Genomic DNA, 13,071 nt, shown 5'->3' on the forward strand with positions numbered 1-13,071 from the left:
GTTCATACCCTTGAAGCCCCGGCAGGAGCCGTATAACCGCGACAATCAGCGCTTGGCACAATCGCTGCATTACATCGATCAGGCCCACCGTGAACGCAGTCGAGTGGGCAGCCCCCTCGGTCAACGACGATCGATTCGTGGGCAACATCGGTGGGTCAGGCATAGACGTCTGGTTTCAACACCGCAAAAGAACAGGCAAAGACGCCTGGAACCGAAAGGTTTCAGGCGTTTTTTTTTGCTTTTTGAACCGTGATGGGCTTAGCCGGGTGCTTCTTATGAATTCCAATGTCGCCGCGTTGAACAAGCTGCAAACGCTGATCGTGATCGGTAATGGCATGGTCGGACACCATTGTGTCGAACAGCTGATCGAGCGCGGTGCCCTTGATCATTATCGGCTGCACGTGTTCAGCGAGGAGCCGATGCGTGCCTACGACCGCGAGCACCTTTCCGAATACTTCACCGGCCGAGATGCCGAGTCGCTCGCCTTGGGCGAAGCCTCGCTGTACCAAACGCCAGGCGTTACGTTGCACCTGGGTGTGCCGGTGCTGGAAATCGACCGCGCCAAGCGCCAGCTGATCACCGCGCAAGGGTGCGTCGCCTACGACACACTGGTATTGGCGACCGGGTCCTATCCGTTTGTGCCGCCGATCGAAGGCGCCGAGGGCGATTCGCGCCTGGTGTACCGCACCCTCGAAGACCTCGATGCGATCCGTGCCGCGGCGGCCAATGCCCGCCGCGGCGTGGTGGTCGGCGGTGGCTTGCTCGGACTGGAAGCCGCCAACGCCCTGAAAAGCCTCGGCCTGGAAGCCCATGTCGTGGAATTCGCGCCGCGCCTGATGCCGGTGCAGCTGGACGAGCAGGGCGGTCGTGCGCTCAAGGCACAGATCGAACGCCTCGGCGTCGGTGTGCACCTGTCGCGCGGCACTCAATCGATCAGTGCCGGCGAGGACTATCGCTACCGGATGAATTTTGCCAATGACGAATTTCTTGAAACCGACCTGATCGTGTTTTCCGCCGGTATCCGCGCGCAAGACACATTGGCCCGTCAGTGTTCGCTGGAAGTCGGCCCGCGTGGCGGTGTGGTGATTGACGACCAATGCCTGAGCAGCGATCCACACATCTACGCCATCGGCGAGTGTGCCGCGTGGAATGGCAGCATTTTTGGCCTGGTCGCCCCGGGTTACCAGATGGCGCGCGGTGTGGCCGCCCTGCTGTGCAACGAAGCTGCCGAGCCGTTCATGGGTGCGGACATGTCGACCAAGCTCAAGCTGTTGGGCGTTGATGTCGGCTCCATCGGTGATGCGCACGGCAGCACGCCGGGCTCGCGCAGTTATCAATTCATCGACGAAACCACCGCCAGCTACCGCCGGTTGGTGGTGGATGCGACCGGCAAGCATGTGCTCGGCGCGGTGCTGGTCGGTGACAACAGCTATTACGACACGCTGCTGCAATACATGCAGAACGCGATTGCGCTGCCGGCGGAACCTGCCAGCCTGATCCTGCCATCGTCCGAAGGCGCACCAACCCTGGGCCCGGGCGCGTTGCCCGAGTCGGCCACGGTGTGCTCGTGCCACAACGTCACCAAGGGCTCCATTTGCTCAGCCATCGACGGCGGTTGCACCGACCTCGGCCTGCTCAAGTCGCAGACCAAGGCCTGCACCGGTTGCGGCGGTTGTGCAGGGCTGCTCAAGCAGGTGTTCGAGCATGAACTGATTGCCCGTGGCGTCAGCGTCGACAAAAGCCTGTGCGAACACTTCGCCTATACCCGTCAGGAGCTTTATGCGTTGGTGCGGGTAGAAGGGGTGATGACTTTCGAAGAGCTGCTGGCCAAACATGGCCGTGGCCACACGGGTTGCGACGTGTGCAAACCGGCGGTGGGCTCGATCCTCGCGTCGTGCTGGAACCAGCCGATCATGGACGCCTCGCTGGTGCCGTTGCAGGACACCAACGACACCTTCATGGCCAACATGCAGAAAAACGGCACCTATTCGGTGGTGCCGCGCATCCCCGGTGGCGAGATCACCGCCGACAAACTGATCGCCATCGGCGTGGTGGCAAAGAAATACGACCTCTACACCAAAATCACCGGCGGCCAGCGGATCGATCTGTTCGGCGCGCAACTGCATGAGTTGCCGGACATCTGGGCCGAGCTGATTGAAGCCGGTTTCGAAACCGGGCATGCCTACGGTAAATCCACCCGCACGGTGAAGTCCTGCGTCGGCAGCACCTGGTGCCGTTACGGCGTGCAGGACAGCGTGAAAATGGCGCTGGCCATCGAGGATCGCTACAAGGGCCTGCGCTCGCCGCACAAGCTCAAATTCGCCGTCTCCGGTTGCACCCGCGAGTGCGCCGAAGCCCAGAGCAAAGACGTCGGCGTGATCGCCACCGAGAAAGGCTGGAACCTTTACATCGCCGGCAACGGCGGTATGCGCCCGCGTCACGCCGAGCTGTTCGCCACCGACCTGGACGATGAAACCCTGATCCGCTACATCGACCGCTTCCTGATGTTCTACATCCGCACCGCCGACAAATTGCAGCGCACTTCGGTCTGGCGCGAAAGCCTGGAGGGCGGCCTCGATTACCTCAAGGACGTGATCATCCACGACAGCCTCGGCCTGGGTGAAGAGCTCGAATCGCAGATGCAATTGGTAGTCGACCGCTATGAATGCGAGTGGGCCAACGCCCTCAAAGACCCGGAAAAACTCAAGCGCTTCCGCACCTTCGTCAACGACAAACGCCCGGACCCGGACATCCACTTTGTCCAGGAACGCGGTCAACGACGCCCGATCATGGCCGCCGAACTCAACCTTATCCCTGTCACCGAGGAGATTGCCTGATGAGCCAGCCCACCACCCACCGCATCGCTTCCCTGGAAAACACCGACGCCTGGCAAACCGTGTGCGCGCAACAGGACCTGGTCAGCAACTCCGGCGTCGTCGTGTGGCTCGACGGCGCACAAGTGGCGCTGTTCTACCTGCCCGGTGCCGAGGGCAAGACCCTGTACGCCATCGACAATCACGACCCGCAATCCGGGGCGAATGTCATCGGTCGAGGGTTGATCGGCAGCATCAAGGGCGATCTGGTGGTTGCCTCGCCGATCTACAAACAGCATTTCCGGCTTGAGGACGGCAGTTGCCTGGAATACCCGCAACAGCGCTTGCGGGTCTGGCCGGTGCGGTTGAACGGTGGCGTGGTGGAAGTCGGGGTTGTTTAAAGGTCATTGACGGCATTCGGAGGCACTTATGAAAACAGCCGCACAACTGCTCAAACTCAAGGTCGTGCAAAACCGTCAGGTGCATAGCATCGCCCCGGATGAGATGGTTCTGGAGGCCCTGAAGCTCATGGCTGAAAAGAACGTCGGGGCACTTCCCGTCATCGAAAACGGGCAGGTGGTCGGAGTGATCAGCGAGCGCGACTACGCCCGCAAGGTCGTGCTTCAGGGGAGATCGTCAGTGGGTACGCCGGTGCGCGACATCATGAGTGCGCCGGTAGTGACTGCGCCGAGTCAGCAGAGCATCGAACGCTGTATGGCAGTCATGACTGACAGCCATCTGCGCCATTTGCCGGTGGTGGACGATGGCGAGCTGATCGGCCTGTTGTCGATTGGCGATCTGGTCAAGGAAGCCATCGTCGAGCAGGCTGATCTGATACGGCAGCTGGAGCATTACATTCGCGGGCACTGAGTTGCGCCAAAGCCATCAGCCGGTCGGCTCAACCGTACAACTCATCTCCCGTGAGCCTGGCTTCTGGAAAAGTACCGCGCCACCGTCTTGCAAGAAGCTGTAAGTGCCCTGGTTATCCTTGCCGGTGTATCGGGTTCCATAGTCACTCTGCACTTGGGTAAGGGTGATCGCGTTGTTCGCCCATTTCAGGTACACGACGCCCGGCCGCGTGTTGAAGAAGGTGGCGGCAATCAGCGCGTTTAGCCCTTCGCAACGAAAAGCCAGGGGGCCTTCGGTGAGTCGGTCCGGGTCCTTGGTTCGGACGATGGCCGAGCCTTGGCGCAGCTGGTGCGCGCGCTCGGCATAACTTCGGATGATGCACGGCTTGAGTTCCGGCCCGGGGGCACAATCATTGCGGGCAGCGATCCAGAACTGCTGGTCGATGATGACTTTGTCCGGGGGCGGAACTGAACGTTCATCCGTGAGCGCCAGGCGATAAAGACGCGTCAGTTCGATATCCATTTGCGTCAGTTGCGGATCGCGACAGATCAGCTTTTCGACGGATGCCTTGACCTGGGCGCAGTCGATGCTGGGAGGGGACGCTGCATTCGCGCAGAGACTCGCCACCGCGCACACGCTGGCAGCGAGCAGACGGGTGAAAGGGGCCGTGACCGTTTTCATGCTGGATTCAACCAGATCATTTCGTGATGCCCGGATTGCCGTGGGACCTATCATCCGTTGAACAGTCATTCGTTTGCATAGGGTGTACGCAGTGTAAGTCAGTGCTCAGAACTTGCCATGTCCGCCTGGCGGCGGATGTCGCTCAAAGTCCTATGTCACGCCGCTGACCACTCCGCCCGGAGATGGCTGAATGGCAGGAGGAGGGCACGCAACGTTCTCCCAGCAGCTATGCTTTTTTTACCGATTTCAAGCGCCATTACCTTTCTTCAACCGTCTCAGGCTTATCCGACACGGAGGCCAAACCTATGAACGGTTCCAATAGTTCACCTCCGGAGCCGGGTCGGATTGCTTTGCGAGTGAAGTCGGGCGATCAGACGGGGTGGGGGCGCTGGATGCCGGGGCTCCATGCGCTGCGCAAATACCCATTAGCCTGGTTGCGGCACGACATCGTGGCCGGCCTGGTGCTGACCACTATGCTGGTGCCCGTCGGTATCGCTTATGCGCAAGCTTCGGGCATTCCCGGTATCTATGGGCTCTACGCAACCATCGTCCCGCTAATCGCTTACGCATTGTTCGGGCCGAGCCGGATTCTGGTGCTGGGGCCGGACTCCTCATTGGTTGCGGTTATCCTCGCCGTCGTCCTGCCGCTGTCCGGTGGCGATCCGCAACGTGCCGTAGCGCTGGCGGGCATGATGGCGATTGTCTCAGGGACGGTATGCATCCTGGCCGGGGTGGCACGCCTTGGCTTCATCACCGAGCTGCTTTCCAAACCGATCCGCTACGGTTACATGAACGGGATAGCGCTGACCGTACTGATCAGCCAACTGCCCAAACTCTTCGGTTTTTCCATCGAAACCGACGGACCACTGAGAAACCTGTGGGCAATCGCCACCGCGATCATGGAGGGAAAGACCAACGGGGTGACGTTCATGGTCGGTGCTGCCACTCTGGCGGTCATCCTGCTGCTCAAGGGCTACAAGCGTCTGCCAACCATCCTGATCGCCGTGGCAGGGGCGACCATCGCGGTGGGTGTGCTGGATCTCGCTGCGCGCGCGAACGTTTCGGTCCTCGGCGCGCTCCCGCAAGGCTTGCCGGCGTTCGCCATCCCCTGGATCACCACCGCCGATATTGTTCCTGTGCTGGTCGGCGGTTGCGCCGTCGCCCTCATTTCGTTCGCCGACACCAGCGTGCTTTCCCGTGTCTATGCGGCACGGACGCGTACTTATGTCGACCCGAATCAGGAAATGGTAGGGCTTGGCATCGCCAACCTGGCCGCTGGACTCTTTCAGGGCTTCGCTGTTTCCAGCAGTTCGTCACGTACCCCGGTGGCAGAGGCCGCTGGTGCCAGAACCCAGGTGACCGGCGTCGTCGGCGCGCTGTGTGTGGCCTTGTTGCTGTTGGTGGCGCCGAACCTGCTGCAGCATTTACCGACCAGCGCATTGGCTGCGGTGGTGATTGCATCGGCGATTGGCTTGATCGAGATCAGCGACCTGCGACGAATCTATCGCATGCAACGCTGGGAGTTCTGGCTATCGATCGCCTGCACCGTTGGCGTGGCCGTTTTCGGTGCGATTCAGGGCATCGGGCTCGCGATTCTGATTGCCGTCATCGAATTTTTATGGGACGGCTGGCGTCCGTATTCGGCGGTGCTGGGTCGCGTCGAGGGCATCCAGGGTTACCACGACATCCAGCGTTATCCCAACGTGCGCCTCATTCCCGGGCTGGTCCTGTTCCGCTGGGATGCACCGTTGTTTTTCGCCAACGCCGAATTGTTCCAGGACCGCGTACTGAATGCCCTGGCGGCATCGCCGACGCCTGTGAACTGGCTGGTCGTCACGGCGGAACCGGTGACCAGCGTGGACGTGACGTCTGCGGACATGCTGGCCGACTTGGCGGACACCCTGCAGGCAGCGCAGATCAAACTGTGCATCGCGGAAATGAAGGACCCGGTCAAAGACAAGCTCAAGCGATTCGGTTTGTACGAGCGGCTTGGCGAAGAGGCGTTTTTCCCCACTATAAATGCCGCGGTCAGCCGCTATCTGATGACGTATTCAATGGGCGAGGAAGAGGAAGATCGCTGAGCGATTTAGCCAATCTCGATCGCCTTGAACCCGCGTGACAAGCGTAAAAGCACCGCTGAGTAAGTCCTCCGTCGCAGGCGCACAGAGGACGCGCAAGCTGTCATGAAATGAAAAGCCATTGTCGTCTGATGAGAAGCGGCTAGCCAGACGTCGTCCTACAGTCCAATCAGCGCAATTCGACGCAGCTCGACAATAATGCAGACTGGGGAATAACAAAAATGGCCAAAGCCGTACGCTTCTACGAAACTGGTGGTCCCGACGTGCTTCGTTATGAAGAGGTCGAAGTCGGTGATCCTGGCCCAGGCCAGGTACGTCTCAAGCAGGTAGCCGTTGGCCTGAACTATGCCGACACCTACTTTCGCAACGGCACCTACCCGATCCCGATGCCCAACGGCATGGGTGTCGAAGCGTCCGGCGTGGTCCAGGCCATTGGCGAGGGCGTGACCAACGTTCAAGTGGGGGATCGCGTCACCTACACCGGTTTCCTCAATACCCTGGGTGCCTACAGCACCGAGCGCCTGATCCCGGCCGCGCCGCTGATCAAACTGCCGGAAACCATCAGTTTCGAGACGGCCGCGGCCATGACCATGCGCGGCCTGACGTCCTCGTACCTGATGCGGCGCATCTACGACTTCAAGGCCGGCGACAGCATTCTGCTGCACGCCGCCGCCGGCGGTGTCGGCCTGATCGTTTCGCAATGGGCCAAACTGCTTGGTCTGAACGTCATCGGCACCGTATCCACTGATGTCAAAGGCGAAATTGCCAAGGCCCATGGCTGCGACCATGTCATCAACTACAGCCACGAAGATGTCGCCCAGCGCGTGCGCGAGTTGACGGACGGCGTGGGCGTCAACGTAGTGTTCGACAGTGTCGGCAAGAACACTTTCATGGGTTCGCTGGATTCGCTCAAACGGCGCGGCCTGATGGTCTGCGTCGGCACGGCGTCCGGACCGATCCCGGCCTTCGATCCGGTGATGCTGGCGATGAAGGGCTCACTGTTCCTGACCCGTCCTGCGCTGGCTGACTACATTGCCGACCCGGCGGAAAAAGCCGCCCTGGCCGGCGAGTTGTTCGACCACGTCGGCAGCGGCAAGATCAAGATCGAAATCAACCAGCATTACGCCTTGCAAGATGCTGTGCAGGCCCATCGCGACCTGGAGTCACGCAAGACCACGGGCTCGTCGATTTTCGTCATTTAAGGGAGTTGCCCGCCATGAAAGTCGAACAATTGACCTGCAACATCGGCGCGGAACTGATCGGCGTGAACCTCGCTGATGCGATCCACGACGACGGTCTTTTCGCCGAGATTCGTGCTCAGTTGCTCAAGCATCGAGTGGTGTTCCTGCGCGATCAGGACATCACCCGTGCCGAGCACGTGGCTTTCGCCCGTCGCTTCGGCGAACTGGAGGATCATCCGGTCGCCGGCAGCGATCCGGACCATCCGGGCCTGGTGCGTATCTACAAGAACCCGGACCAGCCGATGGACCGCTACGAAAATGCCTGGCACACCGATGCCACCTGGCGCGAGGCGCCGCCGATGGGCTGTGTACTGCGCTGCGTGGAGTGCCCGCCAGTGGGCGGTGACACCATGTGGGCCAACATGGTTGAGGCGTATGCGCAGTTGCCGGATGACGTGAAAGTGAAAATTGCTGACCTGCGCGCCCGCCATAGCATCGAAGCGAGCTTCGGCGCGGCGATGCCGATCGAGAAGCGCCTGGCACTAAAGGCAATGTACCCGGATGCCGAGCACCCGGTGGTGCGCACCCACCCGGAAACCGGGGAAAAAGTGCTGTTCGTCAACGCCTTCGCGACCCATTTCAGCAACTACCACACCCCTGATCGGGTGCGCTTCGGCCAGGACGCCAACCCAGGTGCCGGCGAGCTGCTGCGTTACCTGATCAGCCAGGCCTACATCCCCGAATACCAGGTTCGCTGGCGCTGGAAGCCGAACAGCATCGCCATCTGGGACAACCGCAGTACCCAGCACTACGCCGTCATGGACTATCCGCCGTGCCATCGCAAGATGGAACGTGCCGGGATCATCGGTGACAAGACGTTCTGACCGTCCCTCTGCATTCGAACTCGTAAATGCGCCCGCCGGGCAGGTTCCCGGCTGGGTGGAAAACCATAAAAACAGGAGTACCTCATGCAATTTTTTGACGATTCCCTGCACCCGGAAAACATGGAAAAAGTGGTCATCACCGTGGCCCCGTACGGCCCGGAATGGATGCCGGAAGACTTTCCCGAAGACATCCCCCTGACCATGGATGAGCAGGTGCAGAAAGCGGTCGATTGCTATGAAGCCGGGGCCACCGTCCTGCACCTGCATGTACGTGAGCTGGACGGCAAGGGCTCCAAGCGCCTGTCCAAGTTCAACGAACTGATCGCCGGCGTGCGTGAAGCCGTTCCGGACATGATCATCCAGGTCGGCGGCTCGATTTCCTTCGCCCCTGAAGGCGATGGCGAAGCCGCCAAGTGGCTGTCGGACGACACGCGCCACATGCTGGCCGAGCTGACGCCCAAACCTGATCAGGTGACGGTGGCGATCAACACCACCCAGATGAACATCATGGAACTGCTGTACCCGGAATACCTGGAAGGCACGTCCCTGGCCAACCCGCTTTATCAGGCCGCCTACAGCGAAATGACCGTGCCGGCCGGCCCGGCGTGGGTAGCGGAGCACTTGCGACGCCTGACAGCCGCTGGCGTGCAGCCACATTTTCAGCTGACCGGCATGCACGCCATGGAAACGCTTGAGCGCCTGGTGCGCAAGGGCGTGTACATGGGACCGCTGAACCTGACCTGGATCGGTATCGGTGGCGGTTTCGATGGCCCTAATCCGTTCAACTTCTTCAACTTCATCCACCGCGCGCCGGACGGTTGCACCCTGACCTCCGAGTCGCTACTCAAGAACGTCATGCCGTTTAACACCATGTCGATGGCCATGGGTATGCACCCGCGCGTAGGCAATGAAGACACTATCATTGATCACAAGGGTGACCGTTTCGGCTCCGTGGCGCAGATCAAGCAAACCGTGCGCATTGCCCACGAACTGGGTCGTGAAATCGCCAGCGGCAAGGAAGCTCGTGAGATCTACCGCATCGGTGTGCAGTACCAAAGCATCGAAGAAACATTGCTGGCCAACGGCATGGCCCCCAACCGCAAGGCTGGACAGAAAGGCGTGCCACAACGCGGCTGACCGACGGTGAGCGGGAGGTCGATGGACTCCCGCTCGCTGACTGGCTACACGCTCGATAACAACAATAAAACAGAGATTCGAGGAGGCTGAATGGCCTTTCACCCAATCACCGCAGACGATGACGACTGTGCCGTCACTGTTGCGCGCCCGTATGCCTGGATCGTCTTTGCACTGACGTTCGGCCTGTTGATCTCCGATTACATGTCGCGCCAGGTGCTCAACGCCGTATTCCCGATGCTCAAGGGCGAGTGGGCCCTGAGTGACGGCCAGTTGGGCTTGCTCAGCGGCATCGTCGCCCTGATGGTGGGCTTGCTGACATTTCCTCTGTCCTTGCTGGCGGACCGTTTCGGTCGGGTCAAGAGCCTGGCCTTGATGGCCCTGCTTTGGAGCATCGCCACATTGGGCTGTGCGCTGGCGCAGGACTATCAGCAGATGTTCATTGCCCGGTTCATGGTCGGTGTCGGTGAAGCCGCGTACGGCAGCGTCGGCATCGCCGTGGTGATTTCGGTGTTTCCCAAACACCTGCGGGCGACGCTGGCCAGCGCCTTCATGGCGGGCGGCATGTTCGGTTCGGTATTGGGCATGGCGTTGGGCGGGGCAATCGCCGCCAAGTTGGGCTGGCGCTGGTCGTTTGCCGGCATGTCGCTGTTCGGCCTGCTGCTGGCGGTGCTTTATCCGATCATCGTCAAGGAAGCACGCATTGCTCCCAAATGCGTCGCGGACAAGGCGGTTGCGACGGTCAAGCGTCCGTTGCGCACGTTGTGGTCCAGCCCTTCAGTGATTGCCACCTACGTGGGTAGTGGGCTGCAATTGTTTGTCGGTGGCACCGTGATTGTGTGGATGCCCAGTTACCTCAATCGTTATTACGACATGGCGACGGACAAGGCGGGCGGTGTCGCGGCGATGATCGTGCTGTGCAGCGGTGCGGGGATGATCCTGTGCGGCATGCTCAGTGACCGGCTATGTCGCCAGTCGCCGGAGCGCAAGGTCGCGCTGGCCATTGCCTATTGTCTGGGCAGTTGCCTGCTGTTGTCGGCGGCGTTTGCGCTCACGGCAGGGCCTTTGCAATTGGCTCTGATTTGTCTGGGCATGCTGATCGCCGCCGGCACCACTGGCCCCGCCGGGGCGATGGTTGCCAATTTGACCCATTACTCGGTCCATGGCACGGCCTTCGCCACGCTGACATTGGCCAACAACATGCTGGGACTGGCGCCGGGGCCGTTCATCACAGGAAGGGTGTCGGACCTCATCGGCCTGCATGCCGCTTTCCAACTGGTGCCACTGGTCAGTATCGCGGCAGCGGCCGTGTTCTTTTACGCCAAGTGTCACTACCACAAAGATATTGCCCGTCTTCAGGGTCAGCGCGTGCCTGACACCGTCAGTCAAGCCGGGTTCGAGGTGAAGTTGTGAGTCGTCGTTTAGATATTGATGTGTTTTTCGATTTTATCTGCCCCTGGTGCCTGATCGGCAAACGCCAATTGGAGCATGCACAGGTACAGTTTCGCAGTCGCCATCCGGATGTGCAGATCACTACGGTGTGGCATGGCGTGCAGTTGCTGCCTCAGTTGCCGGTACAAGGTGAGCCCTTCGCCGATTTCTACCGCAAGCGTCTGGGCAATGCCGGCGCTATGACCATGCGCCAGGCCCAGGTACAACAGGCTGCCGCGGCGGTTGGACTGACCATCGACCTCAGCCAGATCGAGACGATGCCCAACACCGCAGACGCCCATCGCCTGTTCGAGCGAGTCAGCGAACTGGGCAATGCTGCACAGCGTGAAATGTTGCTCGAACGGCTGTTCGCCGCTTATTTCCGCAAACGCGAAAACCTTGGATGCCGCGAGACCTTGCTCGCGATTGCCCGCTCCTGCGGCGTCGATGCCGACGCATTGCTCGATTGCCTGACGGGCGACGCCACGCCATTTGCAGGATCCCCCGGTGCGACCAGTGGCGTGCCGAGTTTCCAGTTCGATCGTCGCATGACGGTGATCGGTGCCCAACCTGCCCAGGCGCTGCTCGGGGCCATGCACCAAGCCCTCCAGGAAAGTGAGCGCGAGCGGCAGCCGGCATGACCCGGCGCATTCCCGTACCTGCCGGCAAACACCCGCAGGCCGGTGGCCGGGCGCTGTTCGAGTTCGAAGACAAAAGCCTGGCGTTGTTCAACGTCGACGGGCACCTGTTCGCGATCGACGACAGCTGCCCGCACCAGGGCGCCTCGCTGTGTGGCGGGCGTCTTGAGGGGCGGGTGATTCAATGTTGCGCCCATGGTTTGCGCTTCGATCTGCACAGCGGCTACCTGCTCAATTCCAGGCAGGTCAAAGTCAACAACTACCCGGTCGAGATCATCAACGACCAGGCGTTCATCGTCATTGTTCCCGAGGAGTCCGCGCCATGAGCGCCATCGCTCTTACCCGTATCCATAGCCGCACGCGCGAATTGGCCCCGGGGTTTATTGTCAGTCTGATCGTGGCGGCCGCCGCGTCGTTTTTGTCCGAGCACTACGGTGCGCCCGTCATGTTGTTTGCGTTGTTGCTGGGCATGGCGCTGAATTTTCTGGCCGATGACGGCCCTTGCAAGGCCGGCATCGAATTCACCGCACGCAGTGTGTTGCGCATCGGTGTGGCACTGCTGGGCATGCGTATCACCCTGGAACAGATGGCTGCGCTGGGCTGGAAACCCGTTGCCCTGGTGGTGATTCTGGTGGTGGTGACCATCGGCGTGTCGGTGGTCGCGGCCAAGGCGCTGGGGTTCCAGCGTCTGTTCGGCATGCTCACCGGTGGCGCAACGGCGATTTGCGGTGCCTCGGCGGCCTTGGCGCTGGCGGCGGCACTGCCCAACCATCCGCAAAAAGAACGCGCCACGCTGTTCACGGTGATCGGGGTGTCGGCGTTATCAACCCTGGCGATGATCGTCTACCCGATGATCGCCAACTGGCTGCAATTGTCGCCCCAGGTGGCCGGCGTGTTCCTCGGGGCCACCATCCACGATGTCGCCCAGGTCGTCGGCGCCGGTTACAGCATGTCGACCGAGACCGGCGACACGGCCACGGTGGTCAAGTTGATGCGCGTGGCCATGTTGCTGCCGGTGATCGTCACCGCGGCCATGATCACCCGAATGCAGGGCGCCGACCCCACCGGCAAACGGCCGCCGCTGTTGCCATGGTTCGCCGTCGGTTTTCTGATGCTGGCCTGTATCAACAGCACCGGGTGGGTGGCGCCAGTCGTGCAGAGTTCGGTCAATGAGTTGTCGCGCTGGTGCCTGGTGGTGTCGATCAGCGCCCTGGGCATGAAAACCCAGCTCAAGGAGCTGGCGTCAGTGGGTATCAAACCGATTCTATTGATGGTGGGAGAGACGATCTTCCTGGTCGTACTGGTGCTGTTGTTGCTGCACTGGGGGGCTTGAATGGCAGGGCCTTGTTACGTTTACTCCTAGCGTAACGAGGCTTCCGACC

The 13,071-nt window shown here is 60.9% G+C and carries 12 protein-coding genes; 11 read left to right on the forward strand and 1 reads right to left on the reverse strand.

What is annotated here, in order from left to right:
- Window positions 1-275: 275 nt before the first annotated feature.
- From nirB to ACYZT8_RS14655, 3 genes are read left to right on the forward strand one after another with little or no spacing between them, the layout of a single operon-like run.
- A complete protein-coding gene (gene nirB, locus ACYZT8_RS14645) occupies window positions 276-2,837 on the forward strand; it encodes a nitrite reductase large subunit NirB (RefSeq protein ID WP_461982196.1) in 2,562 nt (853 codons plus the stop codon).
- On the forward strand, window positions 2,837-3,214 hold the full coding sequence (nirD, locus tag ACYZT8_RS14650; protein WP_461982198.1) for a nitrite reductase small subunit NirD: 378 nt from the start codon (window positions 2,837-2,839) through the stop codon (window positions 3,212-3,214). The genes nirB and nirD overlap by 1 nt, the downstream gene beginning before the upstream one ends.
- Before the next feature lie 28 nt (window positions 3,215-3,242).
- Window positions 3,243-3,683, forward strand: coding sequence for a CBS domain-containing protein (locus ACYZT8_RS14655; RefSeq protein WP_461982200.1), 441 nt, complete (start codon window positions 3,243-3,245; stop codon window positions 3,681-3,683).
- Between the two features lie 15 nt (window positions 3,684-3,698).
- On the opposite strand, the gene ACYZT8_RS14660 is transcribed toward ACYZT8_RS14655, so the two are convergent.
- Window positions 3,699-4,343 carry an MliC family protein gene (locus ACYZT8_RS14660; protein ID WP_461982202.1) on the reverse strand — a complete coding sequence of 215 codons (645 nt, stop codon included), beginning with the start codon at window positions 4,341-4,343 and terminating at the stop codon, window positions 3,699-3,701.
- A gap of 305 nt (window positions 4,344-4,648) precedes the next feature.
- Here ACYZT8_RS14660 and ACYZT8_RS14665 point away from each other — a divergent pair, with 305 nt between their 5' ends.
- The 8 genes from ACYZT8_RS14665 to ACYZT8_RS14700 all read left to right on the forward strand — a co-directional run bounded on the left by ACYZT8_RS14665 (window position 4,649) and on the right by ACYZT8_RS14700 (window position 13,022).
- On the forward strand, window positions 4,649-6,424 hold the full coding sequence (locus ACYZT8_RS14665) for a SulP family inorganic anion transporter (protein WP_461982203.1): 1,776 nt from the start codon (window positions 4,649-4,651) through the stop codon (window positions 6,422-6,424).
- 218 nt (window positions 6,425-6,642) lie between these two features.
- Entirely contained in the window at window positions 6,643-7,623 is a 981-nt protein-coding gene (locus ACYZT8_RS14670) for a quinone oxidoreductase family protein (protein ID WP_461982205.1), read from the forward strand.
- Window positions 7,624-7,637: 14 nt separating this feature from the next.
- A complete protein-coding gene (locus ACYZT8_RS14675; protein ID WP_461982207.1) occupies window positions 7,638-8,486 on the forward strand; it encodes a TauD/TfdA dioxygenase family protein in 849 nt (282 codons plus the stop codon).
- Window positions 8,487-8,570: 84 nt separating this feature from the next.
- Window positions 8,571-9,623, forward strand: a complete 1,053-nt coding sequence (locus tag ACYZT8_RS14680) for a beta-keto acid cleavage family enzyme (RefSeq protein WP_461982209.1) — start codon at window positions 8,571-8,573, stop codon at window positions 9,621-9,623.
- 90 nt (window positions 9,624-9,713) lie between these two features.
- The gene (locus ACYZT8_RS14685; protein ID WP_461982211.1) at window positions 9,714-11,033 is read left to right on the forward strand and encodes an MFS transporter; all 1,320 of its coding nucleotides are present in this window, start codon (window positions 9,714-9,716) and stop codon (window positions 11,031-11,033) included.
- Window positions 11,030-11,692, forward strand: coding sequence for a DsbA family oxidoreductase (locus tag ACYZT8_RS14690; protein ID WP_461982213.1), 663 nt, complete (start codon window positions 11,030-11,032; stop codon window positions 11,690-11,692). The genes ACYZT8_RS14685 and ACYZT8_RS14690 overlap by 4 nt, the downstream gene beginning before the upstream one ends.
- On the forward strand, window positions 11,689-12,015 hold the full coding sequence (locus ACYZT8_RS14695; protein WP_461982215.1) for a Rieske (2Fe-2S) protein: 327 nt from the start codon (window positions 11,689-11,691) through the stop codon (window positions 12,013-12,015). Before ACYZT8_RS14690 ends, ACYZT8_RS14695 begins: the two co-directional genes overlap by 4 nt.
- Complete coding sequence (locus tag ACYZT8_RS14700) at window positions 12,012-13,022, forward strand: YeiH family protein (RefSeq protein ID WP_461982217.1); 1,011 nt, start codon at window positions 12,012-12,014, stop codon at window positions 13,020-13,022. Before ACYZT8_RS14695 ends, ACYZT8_RS14700 begins: the two co-directional genes overlap by 4 nt.
- The last annotated feature ends 49 nt before the right edge of the window (window positions 13,023-13,071 follow it).

Source organism: Pseudomonas sp. LB3P93 (assembly GCF_054898025.1).